Origin of the sequence: Paenibacillus mucilaginosus 3016 (assembly GCF_000250655.1) — a bacterium.
Classification (GTDB): Bacteria; Bacillota; Bacilli; order Paenibacillales; family NBRC-103111; genus Paenibacillus_G; species Paenibacillus_G mucilaginosus.
On record NC_016935.1, the window covers coordinates 3,448,722 to 3,473,507 of the forward strand.

General features: G+C 58.8%; 29 protein-coding genes, 1 tRNA gene and 1 pseudogene. All 31 read left to right on the top strand.

The window, feature by feature from the left end:
- Positions 1–22: 22 nt before the first annotated feature.
- The 31 genes and pseudogenes from der (at position 23) to trpA (ending at position 24,780) form a co-directional block, all read left to right on the top strand.
- Entirely contained in the window at positions 23–1,345 is a 1,323-nt protein-coding gene (der, locus tag PM3016_RS14950; RefSeq protein WP_014370036.1) for a ribosome biogenesis GTPase Der, read from the top strand.
- 12 nt (positions 1,346–1,357) lie between these two features.
- Complete coding sequence (gene plsY, locus PM3016_RS14955; protein WP_014650791.1) at positions 1,358–1,957, top strand: glycerol-3-phosphate 1-O-acyltransferase PlsY; 600 nt, start codon at positions 1,358–1,360, stop codon at positions 1,955–1,957.
- Positions 1,958–1,981: 24 nt separating this feature from the next.
- The gene (locus PM3016_RS14960) at positions 1,982–3,028 is read left to right on the top strand and encodes an NAD(P)H-dependent glycerol-3-phosphate dehydrogenase (RefSeq protein ID WP_013916490.1); all 1,047 of its coding nucleotides are present in this window, start codon (positions 1,982–1,984) and stop codon (positions 3,026–3,028) included.
- Positions 3,029–3,140: 112 nt separating this feature from the next.
- Positions 3,141–3,425 carry a stage VI sporulation protein F gene (locus tag PM3016_RS14965; protein WP_013916491.1) on the top strand — a complete coding sequence of 95 codons (285 nt, stop codon included), beginning with the start codon at positions 3,141–3,143 and terminating at the stop codon, positions 3,423–3,425.
- Between the two features lie 110 nt (positions 3,426–3,535).
- The gene (locus PM3016_RS14970; protein WP_013916492.1) at positions 3,536–3,715 is read left to right on the top strand and encodes a DUF2768 family protein; all 180 of its coding nucleotides are present in this window, start codon (positions 3,536–3,538) and stop codon (positions 3,713–3,715) included.
- A 17-nt stretch (positions 3,716–3,732) separates the two neighbouring features.
- The gene (locus tag PM3016_RS14975) at positions 3,733–4,026 is read left to right on the top strand and encodes a 2Fe-2S iron-sulfur cluster-binding protein (RefSeq protein ID WP_014650792.1); all 294 of its coding nucleotides are present in this window, start codon (positions 3,733–3,735) and stop codon (positions 4,024–4,026) included.
- Positions 4,027–4,092: 66 nt separating this feature from the next.
- Positions 4,093–4,728 carry a nucleotidyltransferase family protein gene (locus PM3016_RS14980; protein ID WP_013916494.1) on the top strand — a complete coding sequence of 212 codons (636 nt, stop codon included), beginning with the start codon at positions 4,093–4,095 and terminating at the stop codon, positions 4,726–4,728.
- On the top strand, positions 4,725–5,075 hold the full coding sequence (locus PM3016_RS14985; protein ID WP_014370038.1) for a 2Fe-2S iron-sulfur cluster-binding protein: 351 nt from the start codon (positions 4,725–4,727) through the stop codon (positions 5,073–5,075). The genes PM3016_RS14980 and PM3016_RS14985 overlap by 4 nt, the downstream gene beginning before the upstream one ends.
- The gene (locus tag PM3016_RS14990) at positions 5,075–5,803 is read left to right on the top strand and encodes a hypothetical protein (RefSeq protein ID WP_013916496.1); all 729 of its coding nucleotides are present in this window, start codon (positions 5,075–5,077) and stop codon (positions 5,801–5,803) included. The genes PM3016_RS14985 and PM3016_RS14990 overlap by 1 nt, the downstream gene beginning before the upstream one ends.
- A 273-nt stretch (positions 5,804–6,076) precedes the next feature.
- Complete coding sequence (spoIVA, locus tag PM3016_RS14995) at positions 6,077–7,555, top strand: stage IV sporulation protein A (RefSeq protein WP_013916497.1); 1,479 nt, start codon at positions 6,077–6,079, stop codon at positions 7,553–7,555.
- Positions 7,556–7,792: 237 nt separating this feature from the next.
- Entirely contained in the window at positions 7,793–8,065 is a 273-nt protein-coding gene (locus PM3016_RS15000) for an HU family DNA-binding protein (protein WP_013916498.1), read from the top strand.
- Positions 8,066–8,321: 256 nt separating this feature from the next.
- Positions 8,322–8,398: transfer RNA gene (locus PM3016_RS15005), tRNA-Pro, on the top strand.
- 142 nt (positions 8,399–8,540) lie between these two features.
- The gene (mtrB, locus tag PM3016_RS15010) at positions 8,541–8,762 is read left to right on the top strand and encodes a trp RNA-binding attenuation protein MtrB (RefSeq protein WP_013916499.1); all 222 of its coding nucleotides are present in this window, start codon (positions 8,541–8,543) and stop codon (positions 8,760–8,762) included.
- A gap of 120 nt (positions 8,763–8,882) precedes the next feature.
- Positions 8,883–9,398: a hypothetical protein gene (locus PM3016_RS15015; RefSeq protein ID WP_013916500.1), complete on the top strand. Its 516-nt coding sequence runs from the start codon at positions 8,883–8,885 to the stop codon at positions 9,396–9,398.
- 88 nt (positions 9,399–9,486) lie between these two features.
- Positions 9,487–10,350: a heptaprenyl diphosphate synthase component 1 gene (locus PM3016_RS15020; RefSeq protein ID WP_013916501.1), complete on the top strand. Its 864-nt coding sequence runs from the start codon at positions 9,487–9,489 to the stop codon at positions 10,348–10,350.
- Positions 10,351–10,364: 14 nt separating this feature from the next.
- Positions 10,365–11,123: a demethylmenaquinone methyltransferase gene (locus tag PM3016_RS15025; protein WP_013916502.1), complete on the top strand. Its 759-nt coding sequence runs from the start codon at positions 10,365–10,367 to the stop codon at positions 11,121–11,123.
- 4 nt (positions 11,124–11,127) lie between these two features.
- Positions 11,128–12,000 carry a UbiA-like polyprenyltransferase gene (locus tag PM3016_RS15030; RefSeq protein WP_013916503.1) on the top strand — a complete coding sequence of 291 codons (873 nt, stop codon included), beginning with the start codon at positions 11,128–11,130 and terminating at the stop codon, positions 11,998–12,000.
- A complete protein-coding gene (locus PM3016_RS15035; protein WP_014370039.1) occupies positions 11,997–12,599 on the top strand; it encodes a UbiX family flavin prenyltransferase in 603 nt (200 codons plus the stop codon). The genes PM3016_RS15030 and PM3016_RS15035 overlap by 4 nt, the downstream gene beginning before the upstream one ends.
- 58 nt (positions 12,600–12,657) lie before the next feature.
- On the top strand, positions 12,658–13,632 hold the full coding sequence (locus PM3016_RS15040) for a polyprenyl synthetase family protein (RefSeq protein ID WP_014650796.1): 975 nt from the start codon (positions 12,658–12,660) through the stop codon (positions 13,630–13,632).
- Between the two features lie 232 nt (positions 13,633–13,864).
- Positions 13,865–14,317: a nucleoside-diphosphate kinase gene (gene ndk / locus PM3016_RS15045; RefSeq protein WP_013916506.1), complete on the top strand. Its 453-nt coding sequence runs from the start codon at positions 13,865–13,867 to the stop codon at positions 14,315–14,317.
- A gap of 9 nt (positions 14,318–14,326) precedes the next feature.
- Positions 14,327–15,112, top strand: coding sequence for a CheR family methyltransferase (locus PM3016_RS15050; protein ID WP_014370041.1), 786 nt, complete (start codon positions 14,327–14,329; stop codon positions 15,110–15,112).
- Between the two features lie 95 nt (positions 15,113–15,207).
- Positions 15,208–15,369 (top strand): hypothetical protein, encoded by a 162-nt coding sequence (locus PM3016_RS38670; RefSeq protein WP_013916508.1) that lies wholly within the window; start codon positions 15,208–15,210, stop codon positions 15,367–15,369.
- Positions 15,370–15,614: 245 nt separating this feature from the next.
- Entirely contained in the window at positions 15,615–16,778 is a 1,164-nt protein-coding gene (gene aroC / locus PM3016_RS15055; protein ID WP_013916509.1) for a chorismate synthase, read from the top strand.
- 54 nt (positions 16,779–16,832) lie between these two features.
- Positions 16,833–17,930: a 3-dehydroquinate synthase gene (aroB, locus tag PM3016_RS15060; protein ID WP_014370042.1), complete on the top strand. Its 1,098-nt coding sequence runs from the start codon at positions 16,833–16,835 to the stop codon at positions 17,928–17,930.
- Positions 17,931–17,932: 2 nt separating this feature from the next.
- The gene (aroH, locus tag PM3016_RS15065) at positions 17,933–18,301 is read left to right on the top strand and encodes a chorismate mutase (RefSeq protein WP_013916511.1); all 369 of its coding nucleotides are present in this window, start codon (positions 17,933–17,935) and stop codon (positions 18,299–18,301) included.
- Positions 18,302–18,625: 324 nt separating this feature from the next.
- Positions 18,626–20,167, top strand: coding sequence for an anthranilate synthase component I (gene trpE, locus PM3016_RS15070; protein WP_013916513.1), 1,542 nt, complete (start codon positions 18,626–18,628; stop codon positions 20,165–20,167).
- Between the two features lie 55 nt (positions 20,168–20,222).
- Positions 20,223–21,266 (top strand): anthranilate phosphoribosyltransferase, encoded by a 1,044-nt coding sequence (gene trpD, locus PM3016_RS15075; protein WP_013916514.1) that lies wholly within the window; start codon positions 20,223–20,225, stop codon positions 21,264–21,266.
- The gene (trpC, locus tag PM3016_RS15080) at positions 21,256–22,068 is read left to right on the top strand and encodes an indole-3-glycerol phosphate synthase TrpC (RefSeq protein WP_014370043.1); all 813 of its coding nucleotides are present in this window, start codon (positions 21,256–21,258) and stop codon (positions 22,066–22,068) included. The genes trpD and trpC overlap by 11 nt, the downstream gene beginning before the upstream one ends.
- A gap of 2 nt (positions 22,069–22,070) precedes the next feature.
- Positions 22,071–22,757 carry a phosphoribosylanthranilate isomerase gene (locus PM3016_RS15085; RefSeq protein ID WP_013916516.1) on the top strand — a complete coding sequence of 229 codons (687 nt, stop codon included), beginning with the start codon at positions 22,071–22,073 and terminating at the stop codon, positions 22,755–22,757.
- Positions 22,750–23,950, top strand: a pseudogene (gene trpB / locus PM3016_RS15090) (tryptophan synthase subunit beta). The gene PM3016_RS15085 and the pseudogene trpB overlap by 8 nt, the downstream one beginning before the upstream one ends.
- Positions 23,947–24,780: a tryptophan synthase subunit alpha gene (gene trpA / locus PM3016_RS15095; RefSeq protein ID WP_014370044.1), complete on the top strand. Its 834-nt coding sequence runs from the start codon at positions 23,947–23,949 to the stop codon at positions 24,778–24,780. The pseudogene trpB and the gene trpA overlap by 4 nt, the downstream one beginning before the upstream one ends.
- Positions 24,781–24,786: the final 6 nt, after the last annotated feature.

Genomic DNA, 24,786 nt, shown 5'->3' on the forward strand with positions numbered 1-24,786 from the left:
GAGAGAGAAAGGAATGAAGCGCATGGCAAGGCCTGTTATTGCGATTGTCGGCCGCCCGAATGTGGGCAAATCCACGATATTCAACCGGATTATCGGAGATAAGCTGGCGATTGTAGAAGATAAACCCGGAGTGACCCGGGACCGGTTGTACGGACGGGGCGAATGGCTCGACCAGGAGTTCAGCATCATTGATACGGGCGGGATCGAGATCGAAGGGGAGGACCATATTCTCCGCTCGGTGCGCGTGCAGGCGGAGCTGGCCATTGAAGAAGCGGACGTCATCATCTTCATGGTGGATGCCAAAGCCGGCGTAACCCCGGCCGACAGCGAAGTCGCCCAGATTCTGTTCCGTTCGCAGAAGCCCGTCGTCGTGGCCGTCAACAAAGTGGATAACCTGCAGCGGGCGGACGACATCTATGAGTTCTACTCCATGGGCTTCGGCGAGATCGTCGGCATCTCGGGAGCGCACGGCACGGGCATCGGCGACCTGCTGGAAGAAGTCGTGAAGCACTTCCCGGATACAGTCGACGAGGAGTACGGCGAGGATGTCATCCGCGTGGCGCTGATCGGGCGGCCGAACGTAGGCAAATCGTCGCTTGTGAACGCCATTCTCGGCGAAGAGCGCGTCATTGTCAGCGACATGGCCGGAACGACGCGCGACGCCATCGATACGCCGTTCGAGAAGGACGGGCAAAAGTACGTCATCATCGACACCGCGGGGATGCGCAAGCGCGGCAAGGTGTACGAGAACACGGAGAAGTACAGCGTGATGCGCGCCATGAAGGCGATCGAACGCGCGGACGTCGTTCTTGTGGTCATCGACGGGGAAGTCGGCATCATCGAACAGGATAAGCACGTGGCGGGCTATGCCCACGAAGCGGGCAAGGCGGCGGTCTTCGTCGTGAACAAATGGGATGTCGTCGAGAAAGACGAGAAGACGATGCACCAGTTCGAACAAAAGATCCGCGACCACTTCCTCTTCATGACGTACGCGCCGGTCGTGTTCCTCTCGGCGAAGACGAAGCAGCGCCTGCACAAGCTGCTGCCGGTCGTCAACACGGTGTCGGAGGCTCACGCGATGCGGATCCCGACCCACGTGCTCAACGATGTCGTGTCGGATGCGGTAGCGATCAACCCGCCGCCGACGGACAAGGGCCGCCGGATGCGGATCAACTACGCCACACAGGTCGCGGTGAAGCCTCCTACGATCATTTTCTTCGTCAACGATCCGGAGCTCATGCACTTCTCCTACCAGCGCTATCTGGACAACAAGATCCGGGCAGCCTTCGGGTTCGAGGGGACGCCGCTCCGTTTGTTCACGCGGCGCAAATCGGAAGAGGAATAGGGGCGAAGGAACGTGACAAGCTGGTTGTCGCTGCTGATCGGGTACTTGCTCGGCTCGATCAGCTTCAGCTTCTTGGCGGGCAAGCTGCTCAAAGGAATCGATATCCGCCAGCATGGAAGCGGGAATGCGGGGGCGACGAATACACTGCGTGTGCTCGGCAAGGGGCCGGGCATCGCCGTACTCCTGCTCGACGTGCTGAAGGGGATTGCCGCCGTCTGGATCGGAAATGCGCTCAGCGGCGGTGACACCCTCATCATGGTGCTCTCCGGCGTGTCCGTCATCATCGGGCACAATTGGCCGGTATTTTTCGGATTCAAGGGAGGCAAAGGGATCGCCACGACGATCGGTGTCATGGCCACGCTGGCTTTTCTTCCGTCCCTGTTCGCCGGGCTTATCGCCATTGCGGCCATCGTCTTCACACGGTACGTGTCCCTCGGTTCCCTGCTGTTTACCGCACTGCTTCCGCTCTTTATCTGGGGAATGGACCGTTCCGTTGAAGTACTTGTGCTCAGCCTGCTGCTGTTCGTCTTCGCGTGGGTGAAGCACCGGACCAATATCGTGAAGCTCCTGCAGGGCAAGGAGAACAAGCTTGGATCCAAGAAACCTTCCTAACTTACTTACATAGGGGGCCCGAACATGTCCAATTCCACGAAAGTCGCCGTGCTCGTGGCCGGCAGCTGGGGGACGGCAATTGCCTCCGTTCTCGCGGCCAACGGTCATGAGGTGCTGCTCTGGTCCCGCAGCGAAGATCAAGTCAGAGAGATCAACACGGAGCGGCGCAACCGCCGCTTCCTCGGGGAGGCGGTGCTCTCCGAGCAGATCCGTGCCACCACTTCGATGCAGGAAGCGGCGGAGGGGGCCAAGGCCGTATTCATCGTTGCGCCTTCCTCGGCGATGCGTGAGATCGCTTCCCAGCTTCGGCCCCATCTCGGTCCGGAGGCCATCCTGGTGCATGCGACCAAAGGCTTCGAGACCGGCACCCTGAAGCGGATGAGCGAGGTGCTGGCCGACGAGATGCAGGGGATGGACCCCGCACGCATCGTCGTCCTCTCGGGGCCGAGCCATGCCGAAGAGGTTATCCAGCAGTGTCCGACGACCGTCGTAGTCGCTTCGCAGGACAAGGAAGCGGCCGAGGCGGCCCAGGCGCTGCTCATCAACCCGTACTTCCGCGTGTACACCACGCCGGATGTGGTGGGTATCGAAGTCGGCGGCGCCCTCAAGAATATCATCGCCCTCGGCGCCGGGCTGTCCGACGGGCTTGGCTTCGGCGATAATGCCAAGGCGGCGCTGATGACCCGCGGGCTCGCGGAGATCGCAAGACTTGGCGTGGCGATGGGCGCCAATCCGCTGAGCTTCGCCGGTCTGGCCGGGGTGGGCGACCTTATCGTCACCTGCACAAGTAAGCACAGCCGCAACTGGCGGGCCGGTTCGATGCTGGCCCAGGGGCTGTCGCTCAGCGAGGTGCTCAGCCGGATGGGGATGGTCGTCGAAGGCGTCAAGACGACCCAGGCGGCGCACAAGCTCTCCCGCCAGTACGGCATCGAGATGCCGATCACCGATGAGCTGTACCTGCTCCTCTTCGAGGGGAAAGAACCGCGCTCCGCGGTCGAGGACCTGATGGGCCGCGATCCGACGCACGAGTCGGTCCAGGTGGCCGAATCCACCCGCACCGGTTGGAACTAAGCGGGCTCGCGCCTACACGCCGCGGCATCTTCCCACATATACTGCTCTAGACTTACCGCAGCGGCCGCCATCCGGCGATCCAGCATGAAGGTCCGGGGAGGAATGAGGGAAGATGTCAGGCAATAACAAGAACATGCCCAAGGACGTCCTGAACGTCGTGAAGAAGAAGACCGGCAAGAACGTTTCCGAGAAGGATATCTATAAACTGGCCAGCGGCGTGAAGCCGACGACGGTGCAGAGCGATGCCCAGCTCAAGCAGCTGATCAAGCAGGTGGCCGGTCTGGTGAACGTTCCAGTATCGGAGCAGACGATGAACGAGCTGATTCAGGCGATCAAGACGAGCAAGATGAATACGAACAACATGGAACAGCTCATGAAGATGATCATGAAGAAGTAACGGCTTGACAATTCCGTGGCATAAGCGGCCGGAAGGCGCGCTTGTGCTTTTTTTGTGTATATGATGGAATAAGGTTGTTTCGAATCAGAAAAACAGGGGTTGGTTTTCTCATGTCACCGCTTGACAAAATGTGGGCATCGTTCATCGCGATCGGCCTGATGGTGGCCGCGTCGCTGCTGATTTCCTTTGCGAGAACCCGGACGAAGGGAGCGGTCCGTTTCCTTCTCTCGCTGGTCGCCTTCCTGATGTTCATTCCGATTCTGCTCTATATGTTCGCATCACTGCTGTAAGGAGAGAGCCAAGGGATATGATCACGCTAAAAGGAAGACAAGGATCGAAAACCGTGGAGCCCGAAACCGGGTTCACGATTGTGGATATGGCGCTGAAGCACGGGGTCGAATGGGGCTTCTCGTGCCTGCGGGGGACATGCTCCCGCTGCCGGTGCCAGGTGGTCGAAGGCGCGGAGCATCTCAGCGCACCGACGGACGAAGAGCTCGACAATCTGGGGGACGAAGAGATTGAAGAGGGCTTCCGCCTTGGCTGTCAGGCGACTGTCCGGAGTGCGGGAGCGGTAACCATCGTCCACAAACCGTATTTCTAGAGAACGCAACGAAGAAGTGCCGCAGCGGTACTTCGAGGAACTTCAAGAGTAAGGATGTAGAGCTGCATGAACCCTAACGACGACAACCTCTCCGCCGCCGGAGAGCCGCTGAGACAAGCGCTGGAGGAGATCGGGCGAAGCGGCAGGAACCTGCCGGGAAGCTGGCTCGTCGGCGGAAGTACGGGACTGCTCCTGCAGGGCGTGCCGCTGGCCGCTCCGCCCCGCGATCTGGATCTCTATACCGATAGGGAGACGGCAGCGGAGCTGCACGGGGCGCTGCTGCCCTGGTCGGTGGACAAGCAGGAAGAGAGCGCAACGGAGATCTACCGTTCGATTCTCAGCCATTACGTGATAGCCGGGGTGAACGTGGAGCTGGTGGGGGCGTTCGAGGTCCGTACCCCTGAGAGCGCCTACCGGGTGGAGGCGGAATATCTGCGGAGAGAGCATGCCCTGACCCTGCGTGTGGGGGAGGGGACGGAGGCCGGACTCATGCCGCTTGCGCATGAGCTGCTCTTCAACCTGCTCCGCCGCCGCCCCGACCGGTATGAAGCCATCGCCGCCGTCATGGTCCGCCGGCGGGACGGGCGTGAGCTTGCTGCGCTGAGGGAGCTGCTGTCCCGCAACCGCTTCGGCGGAGAAGCGCTGAAGTACGCCCGTTCCGTGCTGGCATCCATGTCTTCGGATGGAGGGAAGGAGCCATGAGCATGAACGCGGAAGTGACGTTTTTGCCGGACGGACGCAAGGTCACGGTCAGGCCGGGTACCACGCTGCTGGAGGCTTCGCGCAGAGCCCGGGTGACGATCCGCACCCGCTGTGCCGGCAAGGCCGCCTGCCTGATGTGCAAGGTCAGGGTGACGGAAGGGATGGAGTCCGGCCTGGCCGAACCCGGCAAGAACGAGCGTCTGAAGCTGGGCGGCCAGGAGCAGGATGGCTACCGGCTGGCCTGCCAGGCCAAAGTGACCGGCCCCGTGCAGGTTGAGGTGCCGGAGGATCCGCTGAAGGCGGCAATCCGCAAACAGCTCGAGAAGCAGCAGGAGGAGGACTGGTGATGAAGCATATGCTGAGGCTCGTGCCGCTGCTTCTGCTGTGCGGCCTGCTCGCCGGATGCCTGTATCCGAAGGAACTGCGCAAGCAGAGCCAGGCCGCAAGCGGCGAGTATATCCTCATCGTGCAGAACGCGATCGACGCCTACAAGGCGAAGACCGGGGTGCTGCCGATCAAGAACAGCAGCGAGACCACGCCGCACTATGAGAAGTACCCGATCGACTTCAAGAAGCTCGAAGGCCGGTACCTGAGCGAGGTGCCGTCCAACGCCTTCGAGAAGGGCGGGACGGCTACCTATGTACTCGTGGACGTGGAGACGAAGCCGACCGTCAAGATGATGGACATTCCCTCGTTCCAGCAGGTTCTGGAGCTCCAGAGGGAAGTCGATTCATACAAGATCAAGAACGGCAGCCTGCCTCTCGGGGGAGAAGCCGCACCGGGCTTCCACCAGATTGATTACGGTAAGCTCGGGAGAGCCAAGCTGGAAGTGCCGAGCGTATATACCCGCTCCATGATGCTGCCGCTGCTCCTGACCGGTGAGGGCGAGGTCGTGATCGACTATGCGCCGGAGATTATGCGTCTCATCGACAAGGAGGGGCTCGCCGGCGGGCTGAACGCCCAGCAGGATCTGCGCGAGCTGCTCGTGCAGAAATCGTTCTTCGTACCGGCCCGCTCCGTCGCCTACCGCTGGCAGGGGGGCAGTCCGGTACCCGCCGGGACGCTTCACGAATAACATATTGATGCCATGCCCAAGAGCTCTATCATCCCTGTGGATGATAGAGTTTTTTTCTTATTTAGGGGATGAGTCCGAATAACCGGGGATTCCCGCTCATATATTTGTTTGGGATGAGTCAAGGGTGTCTTGGACGAAGTAGCGCAGCAGCCTTGGGCGGAGAGAAGATATTTGTGCCCGCCGGCATCATAAAACGCGGTGTCATACATATATTTGTACTAGTCCAAAGCATGTACGAGTTTCGTCTTAAACAACCTGTAGGAGGGATTCTCATTGGAGAAAGTAGATATCTTTAAGGACATTGCAGAGCGTACTGGCGGGGATATTTACCTGGGGGTCGTTGGAGCGGTCCGTACGGGAAAATCAACATTCATCAAGCGCTTCATGGAATCGGTGGTGCTGCCGAACATTCAGAACGAATCCGACCGTGTCCGGGCCACCGACGAGCTTCCGCAGAGCGCGGCCGGACGGACGATCATGACGACGGAGCCGAAATTCGTACCGAACACGGCAGTGCAGCTGCACGTGGCTGAAGGACTGAACGTCAATGTCAGACTGGTGGACTGCGTAGGCTATGTGGTGGAGGGGGCCAAAGGCTACGAAGACGAAAGCGGTCCGAGAATGATCAACACGCCCTGGTTCGACGAGGCGATCCCGTTCCAGGAAGCGGCGGAGATCGGCACGCGCAAGGTGATCCAGGAGCATGCCACGCTTGGGGTGGTCATCACCACGGACGGCTCGATCGCCGAGATTCCGCGCTCATCCTATGTGGAAGCCGAGGACCGCATCATCGGCGAACTCAAGGAGGTCGGCAAGCCGTTCATCGTCATCGTCAACTCGACGAAGCCGCAGAGCGATGCCGTTCAGGAGCTTCGCAGCGAGCTGCAGGAGAAGCACGACGTGCCCGTGGTGGCGATGAGCGTGGCGAGCATGAACGAGGACGATATGACCTCCGTGCTGCGCGAAGTGCTCTACGAGTTCCCTGTCCACGAAGTCAATGTGAACCTGCCGAGCTGGGTTATGGTGCTCGAAGAGAACCACTGGCTGCGCTCGTCGTTCGAGAACTCCGTGCGCGAGACCGTGCAGGACATCCGCAGGCTGCGCGATGTGGACCGGGTAGTCGGCTCGTTCGAGCAGTATGAATTCATCGACAAAGCCGCTCTGGCCGGCATGAACATGGGGCAGGGCGTAGCGGAGATCGATCTGTATGCCCCCGACGAGCTGTATGACCGCATCCTGATGGAGGTCGTCGGCGTTGAGATTCGCGGCAAAGATCACCTGCTTCAGCTTATGCAGGAGTTCACGCATGCGAAGAGGGAGTACGACCACTTTGCCGAGGCGCTCGAGATGGTGAAGACGACCGGCTACGGCATCGCGCCGCCTACGCTGGCGGAGATGGCGCTGGATGAGCCGGAGCTGATCCGCCAGGGCTCGCGCTTCGGTGTCCGGCTGAAGGCTACCGCACCGTCGATCCACATGATCCGGGTCGATGTCGAGTCCGAGTTCTCCCCGATCATCGGCACGGAGAAGCAGAGCGAAGAGCTGGTCCGCTACCTCATGCAGGATTTCGAGGACAACCCGCTGAAGATCTGGGAGTCCGATATTTTCGGCCGTTCCCTGCACTCCATCGTGCGCGAAGGGATCCAGGGCAAGCTGGCCATGATGCCCGACAACGCCCGCTACAAGCTTCAGGAGACGCTTGGACGGATCATCAACGAGGGCTCCGGCGGCCTGATCGCCATCATTCTATAAGTTCCGGGCTTCGACAAAGAGAGATAGATTCGAACAATTTCTGTCACAAAAAGAGACTTTCCTGCAAAAATGCACTCCACCGGGTGCATTTTTTTGCGTTCTTACTTGAAAAAGCGTTAGTCCTGTATTACTATAATCTTGATTTGACTGGCGAAAACCCTGATTCCATGTATATTTTTCGGTGAAACAGCCAACAAAGGAAATAACAGGATATTTCTAGCAGGGGAGGTGAATTCCATGAATAAATCCGATTTGATCAACAAGGTGTCCGAATCCACCGAACTGTCCAAGAAAGACGCTACCAAAGCGGTAGAGGCGGTATTCGAAGCCATCTCCGAAGCGCTGCAGAGCGGGGACAAGGTTCAGCTGGTCGGCTTCGGCAACTTCGAAGTTCGTGAGCGTTCCGCCCGCAAAGGCCGCAACCCGCAAACCGGCGAAGAGATCGAGATCCCTTCGAGCAAGATTCCTGCTTTCAAGCCTGGCAAGGCGCTGAAGGACGGCATCCAGTAAGAGAAGCACTTCATCTACATAAGAGCTTCGGCTCCCAATAGATCGTAAGCACAGAAACACCCGGACCCTGCAGGGACCGGGTGTTTTTATCATTCCGTATGACGAAGGGCAGGGTGGAAAACATTAGGCGAAAAATATGCCGAATCTATTGCAGGTGAGATAGGCGCGTGCTATAATGAATTTCGCCGAGTGAAAGCGTACCATATACATAATCTTTACATGAATCGCCTTCTTGGTATGCAGGCGAGGCACGATTCGGGGTATGGCGCAGTCTGGTAGCGCGCACCCTTGGGGTGGGTGAGGCCGTGGGTTCGAATCCCGCTACTCCGACCATGAAAGAGACACCGTCAATGCCGGTGTCTCTTTTCTTTATCCGCCGCGTACAGCCCCAGAGTCCAGCGGGTCCGGTTGACACGGCTTGGTTTTTTTTGCATGATGAAGAGGAATTGGATATGAGAACGGAGGAGCTTAAGCGATGGAAGGGAACCAGAACGATTATATTGTCATCAAGGCGAAGGAGAACGGGGTCCAGGTCATCGGACTGACCCGGGGGCAGGATACCCGCTTCCATCACACGGAGAAGCTGGACAAGGGCGAAGTGATGATCTGCCAGTTCACCGAGCATACCTCGGCCATCAAGATCCGCGGCAAAGCTTCGGTGATGACGAAGGTCGGCACGGTGGATACGCAGGAATAATTTTTCGGAAGAGTGCAGGCATAGCCTGCTTTTTTTCGTTGTACAATGATAAGGACAGGGTCATCTCGAGAGCGCAGCCGCAGATTGCCCAAACCGGTCAAGGAAGGAAGCGTGCCAGGAATGAAATGGGCTCCCCGTGTCTTTATCATGACGGCCGTCTCGGTGGCCGTAGCCATTCTGCTGTCCTATGTATCCAAGCTGGACGATTCGGCCCTGGTGTTCCGCCAGGCGAGGCCGGTGACGGAAGCGACCATCGTCGATGTCGTCTCGGGCATGAAGCTGCACCTGCGCATCCGCCGCGTGGAAGTCAGCCATGCAATCGTATCCATTGATCTGCTTGCCTCCAAATCCACAGCCAAGGCGGACATGCTCCAAGATTTGTACGAAATTCCGAGCGTCCTGTTCGGGGCGTCGACCAATATCAATCAAGTGCTCGTCCGCGTACTGGACGGATCGCAGGATAAGGAAGGAACGCCGGGACCCCTCATCGCCACCGACGCGAGAAGGGAGAAGTGGCTGCCGAACGAACCGAAGCTGCATCCGATGAGCGCGGAAGAGATTCAAACGTATCTCGAAACGCATTACCGGACCACGTATACCCCCAAGTGGCAGCAGCGCGACAAGCAGAAAAGCTGAGGGTAAAACAATGCGAAACGAATCCTGTTGTGCTATAATAGTTTGGATTGGAGAACAGAGATTTGTGTAACGGTTCGGAGGCTTACATATGACCACTTATCGGATTCCGGAGATCGCCCAAAGATACTTGGCTTACGACATGATCCAGAAGCATACGGACCTGCCGCTGTTCCCTGACTACCGAACCCGGCTGCTGTATGCTTTTCTCAATAATCACAGTGTTCTGGCCGGGTACAGCGAGCTGTATTCCCTGGTCACGTCGCTCGTGCAGGTCGGGCTCGATACGCATGACGGGGTCAGCGTAAACAGCGATATCAAGGAGCAGAAAGCGGCAAGGTCCCGGCAGCTGAAAGTGCTGGCGGGAGATTATTTCTCTTCTCGCTTCTACCACCTGCTGGCCCAGGCGGGCCGCATCGACCTGGTCGGGGTGCTGTCGGAGGCGATCTGTGAAGCGAACCGGCTCAAAATGAACTTGTATCTTGCGATGAAGGGGGCCGGGCTGACCGCGGAAGAGTACCTCCGGCAGACCGTCAATGTGAAGGCGGAGCTGTACCTTTCGTTCGGCAGGCTCCTCGAGGAGAAGGCCGGTACCGTATGGAGCCTGCTCCTGAGGCTGATCACCCGCTGTGAGGTGCTCCTTCAAGAGATTCAGCGCTCCGAATCGTCCCAGCACTACCGGGATAGCTGGGGCTTTTGGCATGTGCGGCAGTTCGGCTCGAAGGAAGAGCAGACGCTGCTCCGCCAGGAGGAACCGGATGGATCCAAGCTGCGGGCCGTCTGGCTGAAGCACAAGGTGACTTCCCAGCTCTACGGGCAGCTCGAAGCTTGCATGAAGGATGTGCATGCGGCGGTTCAGGGACTGGAGTCCGAAGCATTGAGGCAGGAATTGCTGTCGATCGGCGAGCCGATCCGGCGGTATTTGTCCGCTCCGCGGGCCACGCAGGAAGTGTAGGGGGACAAGAGAGCATGCAGAGCACATCAGGGAACCAACCCAAAGGAAAATCCAAAGAGCAGTTCGTTCATTCCGTATTCGAGAGCATCGCACCGAAGTACGATCTGATGAACGACATTCTGAGCTTCCGCAGGCACAAGGCCTGGAGGAACTTCACGATGAAGAAAATGAACGTCCGGCCCGGCAGTACCGCGATCGACATCTGCTGCGGGACATGCGACTGGACGATCTCCCTTGCGGAAGCTTCCGGCACCGGAGCGATGATCGGGCTGGACTTCTCGCAGAACATGCTGGATGTGGGAGCGGATAAGATCGAACGGCTGGGCCGGGACAAGCAGATTCGTCTGGTCCGCGGCAACGCGATGGAGCTGCCCTTCGAGGACAATACCTTCGATTATGCGACGATCGGCTTCGCCCTGCGGAATGTGCCCGATCTCGTGAAAGTGATCGAAGAGATGCAGCGCGTCGTGAAGCCCGGCGGCCTGGTGGTTTCTCTGGAGCTCTCCAAGCCGACCTGGCAGCCGTTCAAAGGCATTTATTATTTCTATTTTCAGCGGGTGCTGCCGATGATCGGCAAGCTGGTGGCGAAGAGCTACGAGCAGTACAAGTGGCTGCCGGAGTCGCTGGTTCATTTTCCGGACCACAAGCAGCTGGCGGAGATCTTCCGTAACACGGGGCTGAGCGGGGTAGAAGCTTATCCGCTCACCGGCGGAATTGCAGCCCTGCATATCGGCCGCAAGCCGGCATCGACCACAGCAGCCAAGGGAGACTGACGTTATGTGGAGAAAGACCAAGATTTTCATGGAAATGATCAAGATCGAACACACCTTGTTCGCTCTGCCGTTCGCCTTCATGGGCGCGCTGCTCGGGTCGGTGGTGGTGTACGGTCACCTGCCCTCCTGGGCCACGATCGGATGGATTCTGCTCGCCATGGTGGGAGCGCGCAGCGCGGCCATGGGGCTGAACCGGGTGATTGACAAGGTGTTCGATGCCAAGAACCCCCGTACGGCCATGCGTGCGATCCCGGCCGGACTGATTTCTTCCAAAGAAGCCATCCTCTTTATTTTGATCTCGTTTTTGCTCTTATTTTATGCGGCGTTTCATTTAAGTCCGCTGGCCGTGAAACTTCTTCCGGTGGCCGTGTTTTTTCTGGTATTCTATTCCTATACCAAACGCTTCACCTGGGCCTGCCATCTGGTGCTGGGCATGACGGTGGCGCTGGCGCCGCTGGGAGGCTGGGTGGCCGTTACGGGCGAGTTTTCTCTTCCGGCCCTGGTGTTTTATGTGGCGATCGTCTTCTGGCTGGCCGGCTTTGATATCATCTACGCCTGCCAGGATGCGGAATTCGACCGCGAGGAAGGACTGCATTCGATTCCGAGCCGCTTCGGGATTCCGAAGGCGCTGAAGATGGCACGCTGGTTTCATATCATTACGGCAATCGGCCTTATCTCTCTTTATTTCCTTACGGAGCTGACTTGGGTATATCTTCTTGGTATCATCGTATCTTATGCGCTGCTGATGTATGAGCATTTTATCGTCAAACCGGACGATCTCAGCCGGGTCAATACCGCCTTCTTCACCATGAACAGCACCCTGAGCATCGCGGTCTTCGCTTTTACCTTGATCGATCTGGTGGTGCACACGGGATGAGCAGGCCTTGGGTCGTCGGCATTACGGGAGCCAGCGGAGCGGCCTACGGAGTCAGACTGTGCCGCTTCCTGCTGGAAGCCGGAGAGGATATTCATCTGGTGGTCACCGATGCGGGCTGGCGCGTCCTGAAGGAAGAGCTCGGCTGGGATGTCAGCCGCCGGAAGGAGACCCTGGAAGAGCAGTTTGCTCCGGGTCAGACAACGGGGCGCCTGGAGTATGTGCCCAACCAGGATATCGGCGCCAAGACAGCCAGCGGCTCGTTTCGAACCCAGGGCATGGTCGTCGTTCCCTGCTCGATGGGCACCCTCTCCGGTATTGCCCACGGCGCGTCGGACAATCTCCTGGAGCGGACGGCGGACGTCATGCTCAAGGAGGGGCGGAAGCTGATTCTGGTACCCCGCGAAACGCCGCTTCATGCGATCCATCTCGAGAATATGCTCAAGCTGGCAAGGCTGGGCGTGCGCATCATTCCGGCTATGCCCGCATTCTATCAAGGACCCCAGACGGTCGATGATTTGATCGATTTTATGGTGGGTAAAATTTTGGATTGCATGGAAATCGATCATGAGCTCTACCGGAGATGGGGGTCGCCTCAATAGGGGAACGGCCGGCGTGACGGCTTCGGATCGAACGATAAAACACAGTACGGGTGACGGAATGAAACTGCTCGAATTATATGCAAAAATGAAAAAGGATATCAGCTACATTGAGAAGGAGCTGGAGCGCAGTATCGATGTCGACCATCCGATGCTGCGGGAAGCCTCCCTGCATCTTCTCAAGGCGGGCGGTAAGCGGATACGTCCTGTCTTCGTCCTGCTGGGGGCGAAGTTCGGCACGTATGATCTGGCGAAGATCAAGCACGTCGCCGTTCCGCTGGAGCTGATCCATATGGCGTCGCTCGTGCACGACGATGTGATCGACGATGCCAATACCCGGCGCGGGCAGCTTACCGTCCGCTCCAAGTGGGACAACCGGATCGCGATGTATACCGGCGACTACATCTTTGCGAAGGCGCTGAGCATCGTGACCAAGCTCCCCGACCCGGCCATTCACCAGGTGATGTCCAAGGCGCTGGTGGAGATGAGCATCGGGGAGATGGAGCAGATCCGGTTCTTCTTCCACGCCGAGCAGAGCGTTAGAGACTATCTTCTGCGGATCAAGCGGAAGACGGCCCTGCTGCTCGCCGTCTCCTGTCAGCTGGGCGCGATGGCGGCGGGGGCCGCCGAGCGTGATGCCCGGAGGCTGTACAACTTCGGCTACTATGCCGGCATGGCGTTCCAGATCCGGGACGATCTCCTGGATATCTGCGGTACCGAGAAGGAGATCGGCAAGCCGCCCGGCAGCGACATCAAGCAGGGGAACATTACGATCCCCGTGATCTTTGCCCTGCGGAATCCGGCGCTCCGGCCGTACCTGCTGGATGAGCTGGCCCGCATCGAGGCTTGTGACGGACAAACCGATGTCCGTGGTTTTCTGGATATCATCCGCGGCAGCACCGGCATCGCCGAGGCCGAGCGGATGGCTTCGACCTACATAGACAAGGCAATCCGAGTTCTGGAAGGACTGCCCGACATCCAAGCGAAGAAGGATTTGGTGAGCTTTGCTCATTTCGTGGGGAATCGCTCTTATTGAGGAGAGATGTGGTATGTTCCTCGTACGAGACCGCTTCCGGGACAAATGGCTGTTCCACCGCTGTTGAACTCCCGTTTCTTCATTAGAATTTGGGGAAGGGGAAACGGGAGTTCAAAGGCGGCCGCTAACGCTTTCCACATCCATTTGTCCCTAACGCTGCATCGTGCTAAGGAATAGACCAAACCTCTCCCAATAAGTGGATTATATAGTAGTGTTGAGAGGAGATCATAATATGGAAAAGACATTTTTGATGGTGAAGCCGGATGGCGTACAGCGGGGGCTTGTGGCGGAAATTATGGGCCGGTTCGAGCGGAGGGGATTCCAGCTCGTGGCGGCGAAGCTGCTTCAGGTCAGTCAGGAACAGGCGGAGCGCCACTACGAAGAGCACCATGGGAAGCCTTTTTATGATAACCTCATCAAGTTCATCACGTCGGGACCTGTCTTCGCCATGGTATGGGAAGGGGACGACATCATTACGCTGTCCCGCACCATGATCGGCAAGACCAATGCGGCGGAAGCGCAGCCGGGCACGATCCGGGGGGACTTCGCCGCGTCGACGAGACTGAACCTGATTCACGGGTCGGATTCGCCTGAAAGCGCCGAACGGGAAATCGCCAATTACTTTTCGCCGGATGAACTGGTCGTTTATACCAAAACCATACAAAACTGGATTTACACGGGGTGACGTGACGGGATGGATGACGACAAGGATTTCCTAGCCTTTGTCAAGAAAGTAAAGGATTACACGAGCATCGATCTTGCACAGTACAAGGAAGCCCAGATGCGCCGGCGCCTGGCCACGCTTCGGATGAAAAAGGGATATCCCACCTTCGTCGCTTTCTTCGATGCGATGACGAAGGACAAGGAGCTCTTCTATGAATTCCTTGACCGCATGACGATCAACGTCTCCGAATTCTGGCGCAACCCGAACCGCTGGGAGGTGCTCGAGCAGAAGTTCCTTCCCGAGATGATTCACAAATCCCGGAAGCTCAAGTGCTGGAGCGCTGCCTGCTCGACGGGGGAGGAGCCTTACACGCTGGCTATGATTCTGGCCGAGCTTGGGGTGCTCACGGATTCCTCGGTCACGGCGACCGATATCGATGATGGGGCGCTGGAGAAAGCGAAGAAGGCGATCTACTCGGACCGCTCGGTCCGCGATGTGCCCGCCAAATACCTTCAGAAGTATTACCGCCAGGAGAATCTGACCTACCATATCGTGGACCAGCTCAAGCGGGCGATCAAGTTCCAGAAGGGCAATCTGCTGACGGATACGTTCGATACGAACTATGATCTCATCATATGCCGCAACGTCATGATTTATTTTACCGAAGAGGCCAAGCATGTGCTCTACCAGAAGTTTGCGAATGCCCTCAAGCCGGGCGGCATTCTCTTCGTGGGCAGCACGGAGCAGATCTTCAGTCCAGGGCAGTACGGGCTGGAATCGGCCGAAACGTTCTTTTACCGTAAAACGGGCAAATAGTGTGAATAATCCTTGCCATGGAATCCCATACTAGGAGCAGAGCCAGAGATTTGCCGGAGATGGCATTACCAAGCCGGCGACCCAGGAGGATTCCCATGGACAAACGCAAGGTCATCACCGCATACCGCAGAGGGTTTATCACCATGCAGGAATGCGCCCAAATACTCGGCATCGATTCGCCGAAGATTCTGGGCATGATGAACGAGACCGATGCCAAGGACAAACGCGCGCTCAAACAACAACCGGTCAGCGGCTGATCCGCTGCCGGGCTGTCCCATACGCTGTCAGGGCCAACAGGCCTTGGCAGCGTATTTTTATGCGAAGGAAAAGCGGAGTATACCCCGCTTTCACGCTTTTTAAACAAGGCGAACCCTGCATTTTCTTGTCAAAGCGTGGACCGTATACTATAATGGAGCACATGAGTACATAAAAGCGCTAAAGCGTTTCGGGCAGTCGGAGATGCTTCCGCTTCCGGGTAGGACGAAAGGGGAAAACACCACGCATGAGATACTTAACAGCAGGTGAAACGCACGGCCCGCAGTTGACGGCCATAATCGAAGGATTTCCGAGCAATCTCAATATTGATTTCGAAGCGGTCAACTTTCAGCTGGCCCGCCGCCAGAAAGGCTATGGCCGCGGCCGCAGAATGCAGATCGAGAAGGATACGGCGAACATCGTAGGGGGCGTACGCCACGGCAAGACCACCGGTGCTCCGATCGCACTGGTCGTGGAGAACAACGACTGGAAGCACTGGACCTCGGTCATGAACATCGAGCCGATCGAAGGCAGCGATGAGAGCAAGCGCCGCGTGAACCGGCCGCGTCCGGGGCATGCCGATCTCAACGGCGGCCTGAAGTACAACCAGCGGGATCTGCGCAACATCCTCGAGCGCTCGAGCGCACGGGAGACGACGATGCGCGTTGCGATCGGCGGCATGGCCCGCGAGCTGCTGAAGGAGTTCGGCATCAAGGTGGCCGGGCAGGTCATCCGGATCGGCGAGGTGGAAGTGCAGCGGCAGGAGCTGCCGATCGACGAGCTCATCGCGATTACGGAAGAGTCGCCGCTCCGTGTAACGGACAAGGAGGCGGAGGCCCGCATGATCGCGGCGATCGACGCGGCCAAGGATGACGGTGACACGCTCGGCGGCATCGTGGAGTGCATCATCGAAGGCGTGCCTACCGGCCTCGGCTCCCACGTGCAGTGGGACCGCAAGCTGGACGGGCGTATTGCGCAGGCGGTGCTGTCCATCCAGGCGTTCAAGGGCGTGGAGTTCGGCATCGGCTTTGAAGCGGCGGAGCGCCGCGGCTCCACCGTACACGATGAGATCATGCACGACGAGGAGCGCGGGTTCTACCGTGCGACGAACCGTGCAGGCGGCTTCGAGGGCGGCATGACGACCGGCGAGGCGATCGTGGTACGCGGCGTCATGAAGCCAATCTCGACGCTGTACAAGGCGCTGCAGAGCGTGGATATCGACACGAAGGAAGCCTTCACCGCGCAGGTGGAGCGCTCCGATACGTGTGCGGTGCCTGCCGCAGGCGTCATTATGGAGAACGTGATCGCCTGGGAAGTGGCACGTGCGTTCATGGAGAAGTTCGGCGGGGATTCCATCGAAGAAATCCGCCGCAACTACGAGAGCTACCTGGAGCAGGTCAAAGCGTACTAGCACCAGTCAGCGTGCTGCATACAACCTAACTTCGGGAAGCGGGGAGAGCAGGCTATGATCAAGGAACTTACAGTTGATCTTGGGGAACGTTCCTACCCGATCTATATCGGGGAAGGACTCCTGGAGAATATCGCTTCATACTTCGAGAAGCACGGGATCAGCAAGGGATCTCCGCTGCTCATCGTAACGGACGGGCAGGTCGGGCCTCATTATCTGGAGGGCGTGCTGGAGCGTCTTGGGACAGCCGGTTATCAAGCGGCCTCTTATACGGTAACCGCAGGGGAGAAATCCAAATCGCTTGCGGTGCTGGAGGACGTGATCGGTGCGGCGCTGGAAGCCGGACTGGACCGCAAATCGGCGGTTGTCGCCCTTGGAGGCGGCGTGGTCGGCGACCTCGCCGGCTTCGTGGCCGCCTCCTATATGCGGGGCGTGCGCTTCATTCAGATTCCGACGACGATTCTCGCCCACGACAGCTCCGTCGGGGGCAAGGTGGCGGTGAATCATCCGCTGGCGAAGAACATCATCGGTGCGTTCCACCAGCCGGAGATGGTGCTCTATGATACTTCGACGCTGCAGTCGCTGCCGGACCGGGAAGTGCGCGGCGGCCTGTCGGAGATGATCAAGCACGGGCTCATCTGGGATGCGGACTTCGCATACTGGTGTGAAGATAACGCCGAGCGACTGGTGGGACTCGACCCGGAGGCGCTGCAGTATGGGCTGTATAAAGGCTGCAGCGTCAAAGCGGCGGTCGTCTCCCAGGATGAGCGCGAGAACGATCTGCGCGCGATCCTGAACCTTGGCCACACGATCGGGCATGCGCTCGAAGCGGTGGCCGGCTACGGCGAGCTGACCCACGGGGAGGCGATCGCGATTGGAATGGTCGGTGCGGCCCGTTTGTCCGTCAAGCTCGGACATCCCGAGGAGATCCATACGATAACGAAACGGATCTTCGAGAAATTCGGGCTCCCGGTCCGCATCCCCGCCCATTTGGATACGGACGCCATCATGCGCGCCATGATGCATGACAAGAAATTCGGCGAAGGCCGGATGGTGTATATCGTACCGGTCGCCATCGGCAAAGTGGAGATCAACAAGCAGATGGATCCGAAGCTGGTAAGAGAGATTGTGGATGAGCTCAAACAGGAGGACTGAACATGGGTGTACGGGGGATTCGCGGTGCCATCACCGTAGAACACAATGAAGAGAATGAAATACTGAGCGCCACGACGGAACTGCTCCATCGGATTGTCCTTGAGAACGGAATCGTTCCGGAAGAAATCGCAAGCGTCTTTATTACGGTAACGCCCGATCTGACGGCGACCTTCCCGGCGAAAACCATCCGCCAGATGAAGGACTGGGAGCTGGTCCCGCTGATGTGCTCGCTGGAGATCCCGGTGGAGGGCGCTCTGCCGAAGTGCATCCGTTTCATGGTTATGGTGAACACCGAGAAGAAACAGGATGAGATTGTTCACGTGTATCTTCGGGAAGCGATGAGACTGCGTCCCGATTTGACAAAATCATAATAGAGGTAGTATAGTTGAAGCAGCTGTAATTCGATCGAGTGAATTACGGAAGAGCAGAGTAGAGCCGAGTTTGAGACCAGTTGAGATGAGATGAGTGGAGTTTCTAGAGCAGGCACGGAAGCAGTACGGGACAGGTGAGCCGGAAGAGCACTTTATTTCTTATGCTTATTTCTTCCTGTCCGGATGCAGGCCGAACTGCGCCATTCAAAGATGTTCATCCATTCGACTGTCAGCCGCCTCTACGTATGCGTAGAGGCGTTTTTTATTTGTTACATGAGCCCAGAAGAGCAGTATAGAAGAGCCCGAGAAGAGGAGAGATGCAGCATGTATTCACCGGAACTGCAGGAAGTCATCCGCCTGTCCAAAGAGTATAATCTGATTCCCGTCGTGCGCAACCTGATGGCCGATACGGAAACCCCGATCCGCGTGTTCCAGCACTTTTATGAGGAGAACATGGCGTTCCTGCTGGAAAGTGTGGAGGGCGGAGTGAAATGGGCCCGCTACTCCTTCATCGGCACGGATCCGTTCATGATGATCCGTTCAAAGAACGGCGTGACAACCGTTGACGGGCCGCAGGGGAAAAGGACTTCGGAAGAGAAGCCGGTGGATGTGCTGAAAGCTTACCTGCGCGGATACCGCAGCCCTTCCCTCCCCGGGCTGCCGAGGTTCACGGGCGGAGCGGTCGGCTTCTTCGGATACGACCTGCTGCAGTATTACGAGAAGCTTCCCGCGCACAGGCACGATGATCTGAAGATGAACGACGTTCAATTCATGTTCTGCGATCAGGTTATCGTCTTCGATCACTTCAAGCAGCAGCTGAAGATGATCGGGAACGTCCATATTCCCCCACATGCGACCGACGCGGAGATCGTCCGCGCCTACGACGAGACTTGCGCCAAGATCGATGCCACTGCAGAACGCCTGAAGCGTCCGCTTCCGGCGCTGACCATGTCCCATCAGGCGATCCCGGACGATGTGGAGCTCGGCGAAGTACGCTCCAACCTGACGAAGGAGCAGTTTATCTCGAATGTGGAGAAAGCTAAGGAATACATCCGGGCCGGCGACATCTTCCAGGTGGTGCTCTCGCAGCGCTTCGAGATCGAAACGGACGTATCTCCCCTACAGGTTTACCGGATACTGCGCACGATGAATCCATCCCCGTACATGTACTGCCTCAAGATGGGGGATGAGGTGATTGTGGGTACGTCGCCCGAAGCGCTGGTGCGGGTGGAGGACGAGAAGGTGCAGACCCGTCCGATCGCTGGAACCCGTCCGCGCGGCCGTACGCCGGAAGAGGATCTGCGGCTGGAGCAGGAGCTGCTGGCCGACGAGAAGGAGCGGGCCGAGCACCTCATGCTCGTGGACCTCGGCCGCAACGACATTGGACGCGTGTCGGAGTTCGGCACGGTGAAGTGCGATACCTTCATGCAGATCGAACGCTACTCCCACGTTATGCATATCGTCTCCAACGTCTCCGGCACGCTGGCCAAAGACAAGGATTTTTACGATGCCTTCATCTCCTGCCTTCCGGCGGGAACGGTCTCCGGGGCGCCGAAGCTGCGGGCGATGGAGATTATCGCCGAACTCGAGCACGAAGCTCGCGGCGCCTATGCCGGCGCCATCGGCTACCTCGGGTTCTCGGGCAACCTCGATACCTGCATTACGATCCGCACCATTATCTTCAAGAACGGCAAAGCCTATGTGCAGGCCGGGGCGGGGATCGTATGGGATTCGGTGCCGGAGAGCGAGTACGAGGAGACGGTGAACAAGGCAAAAGGGATGCTGAAATCGATCCGGATGGCCGAGCAGGTCTTCGCCTCAAGGCCAACTGAGTTTGCCATGATCAACCAGGATTATTACCAGTAATTCCGGAGATGTGCAGACAGGCTGAAGAGAAGAAGACCGGGGAGGCAGAAAAACAATGGAACATGTGAAGCTGAGTGTACAGGGGGCCCTGCAGCAGTTGATCGCAGGCCAGCATTTGTCCCGGGCGGAAGCGCGGGATGTCATGTCCGTCATCATGGAAGGCGGGGCGACGCCGACGCAGATCGGATCGCTGCTGACCGGGCTGCGGATGAAAGGCGAGACCATTGAAGAGATCACCGGCTTCGCCGAAGTCATGCGTCTGAAGTCGGGCCGGGTGCGGACGTCCCAGGAGAACCTGCTCGATACGTGCGGTACGGGCGGCGACGGGGCGGATACGTTCAATATCTCGACGGCGGCGGCGATCGTGGCGGCGGCCGGCGGTATCCGTGTCGCCAAGCACGGCAACCGGGCCATGTCGAGCAAGAGCGGGAGCGCGGATGTGCTCGAAGCGCTGGGCGTCAACATCCAGCTCGGTGAAGAGCAGGCGGCCAGATGCCTCGAAGAGGTGGGGATCTGCTTCATGTTCGCCCAGAACTACCACCAGTCGATGAAGCATGTGGCCCCTTCGCGCAGGGAGCTCGGCTTCCGGACGGTATTCAACCTGCTTGGCCCGCTGACCAATCCGGCAGGAGCGGACCGTCAGGTGCTCGGGGTGTTCGACCGCGGCAAGACCGAGACGATCGCACACGTCATGCAGGCGCTGGGCGTGAAGCGTTCGCTCGTAGTGGCGAGCTTCGACGGGCTCGATGAGATCTCGATCTCGGACGCGACCCAGGTGACCGAGCTGCGGGACGGATCGATCCGCACCTTCGAGATCTCGCCCGACGATCTGGGCCTGCGCACTTATCCGCAGGCGGCGGTGGTCGGCGGGGACGCCGCGGAGAATGCCCACATTCTCCGCGCGATCTTCGCAGGCGAGCAGGGCGCACCGCGGGATATCGTGCTGGCAAATGCCGGGGCCTGCTTCTATGTGACGGGGCTGTCCGGCACGCTCCAGGAAGGCGTGAAGATGGCGGCGGCCGTGATTGACTCCGGCCGGGCGCAGCTGAAGCTTCAGCAACTAATCCAGTGTACGGGAGAAGTGAGCCATGTTTCTTGATCGAATCGTAACGACGAAACACGAGGAAGTCGCCCAGCTCCAAGCGCGGACGACGATCGCCGAGATGGAGAAGATCATTGCGGCGCTGCCGCCGACGCTTGGCTTTGAGCGGGCCCTCGGGGCAGGCCGCCAGCGCAGCATGGGGCTCATCGCCGAGGTGAAGAAGGCCTCGCCTTCCAAAGGCCTCATCCGGGAAGACTTCGAGCCCGTGTCACTGGCCCGAGCTTATGAACAGGCCGGAGCCGACTGCATCTCGGTGCTGACCGACGTGCAGTATTTTCAGGGGGCGAACGAGTACCTCACGCGTGTAAGGGAGGCGGTGAACGTTCCGCTGCTGCGCAAGGATTTCACCATCGACCCGTACCAGATCTATGAAGCCCGCTGTATCGGTGCGGATGCGATCCTGCTGATTGCGGCGATCCTGACGACGGAGCAGATGCGCGAATATCAGCAGACGGCGCGCAGCATCGGACTTGACGTGCTGATCGAAGTGCATGACAAGGAAGAGCTGGACCGCGTGCTGGAGCTGTCCCCGACGATGGTGGGCATCAACAACCGGAACCTGCGCACTTTCGTGACAGATCTTCATACGACCGAAGAACTCATTCAATATATACCTAAAGACGTAACGGTAGTCAGCGAGAGCGGCATCTCCCGCAGCGAAGAGATTACATACCTGGAGTCGATCGGCGCCAGGGCCGTGCTTGTCGGCGAGCACTTCATGAGGCAGGAGAGCGTAGGCCGGGCGGTCGACGACCTGCTGGGAGTCCGGCCGGAAGCTTCGGCTTCCAGGGAGCTGTAATCATGGCCTTAGTCAAAATCTGCGGCCTTCAAACGCTCTCCCATGTGGAAGCGGTGGCCAAGCTGCCGGTGGATTACATTGGATTTGTCTTCGCACGCAGCAAGAGACAAGTAGCTCCCCGGACGGCCGGGGAGCTCATCCGCGCTATGCGGGATGCTTCTGCCGGCACGGCCAGCCGGCCGAAGGCTGCCGGCGTGTTCGTGAACCCGTCCATGGATGAGCTGGAAGCTGTCCTTGGCGAAGCTCCGCTGGATGTGGTGCAGCTGCATGGCCAGGAATCCCCTGCATTCTGCAGTGAGGTGAAAGAGCGGTGGCCGGCGGTTCAGGTGTTCAAGGTGTTCTCTCTGAGCGGTGGGGCTTCCGGGGAAGCCGGTGACGGCGGTGCCTTCCGGCTGGAGCCTTACCGCGGCGTTGTGGACGGGATGCTGATCGATACGTTCGACCCCGTATATGGGGGCGGCTCCGGTAAGACGTTTGCCTGGGATGCGATTCCACCCTATCTGGAGTGGTGCCGCGGGGCGGGCATTCCGCTGCTTGTAGCAGGCGGGCTGCAGCCGGGTAACGTAGGGGAGCTGCTTCGCACTTACGCACCGGACGGGGTGGATGTGTCGAGCGGCGTGGAGACCGAAGGGGTCAAGGATCTGGATAAAATCACAAGCTTTGTCGAAAGGGTGAGAAACGATGTTTAACGGACCGGATGAGTTCGGGCGCTTCGGCAAGTTCGGCGGGCGCTATGTTCCCGAAACGCTGATGAACGCACTGATCGAGCTGGAGGATGCGTTCAAAACGATCTCCAAAACTGACAAGTTTCAGGAGGAGCTGACCTATTGGCTTCACCGCTATTCCGGTCGTCCGACCTCCCTGTATTATGCAGGGCGTCTCACCGAGCACCTGGGCGGCGCCAAGGTGTATTTGAAGCGCGAGGATTTGAATCATACGGGTGCGCACAAAATCAACAACGCGCTCGGACAGGGCCTTCTGGCCAAATATATGGGCAAGACGAAGATCATCGCCGAGACGGGAGCCGGCCAGCACGGTGTGGCGACCGCAACGGTGGCGGCGCTGCTCGGCTTCGAGTGCAAGGTGTTCATGGGCGAGGAAGACATGAAGCGCCAGCAGCTGAACGTCTTCCGCATGAACCTGCTCGGCACCGAGGTGGTGCCGGTGACCTCCGGTACCCGGACGCTGAAGGATGCCTGCAACGAGACGCTCCGCTACTGGGTATCCCACGTAGAGGATACGTTCTATATTCTCGGTTCGGCGACGGGACCGCACCCTTATCCGCTGATGGTCCGTGACTTCCAGCGCATTATCGGCGATGAGGCGCGCCGTCAGATTCTCGAGCAGGAAGGCCGTCTGCCGGATACGGTGATTGCCGCAGTAGGCGGCGGCAGCAATGCGATAGGGATGTTCTATCCGTTCATCGGCGATGAGGCCGTGAAGCTGGTCGGGGTGGAAGCAGCAGGACACGGAATTAACACCGAGAAGCATGCGGCCACAATGACGATGGGCAGCAAGGGCGTGTTCCAGGGCTCCTACAGCTACCTGCTGCAGGATGAGCACGGACAGGTGCAGGAGGCCCACTCGATCTCTGCAGGACTGGATTATCCGGGCATCGGTCCGGAGCACTCCCATTTGATGGATACCGGCCGTGCCCAGTATGGTGCCGATTACGGATCATGAAGCGATGGAAGCGCTGAAGCTGCTGTGCCGGACGGAAGGCATCATCCCGGCTCTCGAAAGCGCTCATGCGATCGCCAAAACGATCAAACGCGCGCCGCAGATGGGCAAGGACCAGATCATCGTCGTCAGCCCGTCGGGCCGCGGGGACAAAGACGTGCATACGATCATGAGCCATATGGAAGGAGCTGTAGCGAAATGAACCGGATCGACGCCAAATTCGCTGCTCTGAAGGAGCAGGAGCTTACCGCATTCATTCCGTTCCTCACCATTGGTGACCCGGATGTCCGCACCTCGATCGACATCATTCACGAGCTGGAGAAGGCCGGCGCTTCCATGGTGGAGCTCGGCGTGCCTTATTCCGATCCGCTGGCCGACGGGCCGGTCATCCAGCGTTCCTCCATGCGGGCGCTCAAGGCGAACCGGATCACGATTCTCGATGTGATCGGGGCCGCCAAGACGGCGAGGGAGGAAGGCAGCGAGCTGCCGTTCATTTTGTTTACCTATTATAATCCGGTGCTGCAAACCGGCCTTGACCGGATCTTCCCGCTTCTGGTGGAGAGCAGCATCAGCGGCCTCATTATCCCTGATCTGCCGATGGAAGAGGATGAGGAAGTGCGCCGGCTGGCGGAGCAGCACGGCATCCACCTGATTCCGCTGGTGGCGCCGACCTCCCGGGAGCGCGTGGAACGGATCGCTTCCAGAGCGAGCGGGTTCGTTTACTGCGTGTCCTCGCTTGGCGTGACCGGCACCCGGACCGAGTTCCATACGGGCATCGACGAGTTCCTGAGCACCGTCAAGGGAGCGACTTCGCTGCCGATCGCCATCGGCTTCGGCATCTCGACGCCGGAGCAGGTGGCCCGCTTCTCGGGGGTCTGCGACGGCATTGTCGTCGGCAGCGCCCTTGTGCGGACGGTCGAAGAGGCGCTGCCTCTGCTGTCCGAGCCGGCCTCCCGCAGAGAAGGACTCTTGCAAATTCATGATTTTGTGCGTACATTAGTGGGAAACGGTTCCGGCATCGTGCGGACCTGAATATGT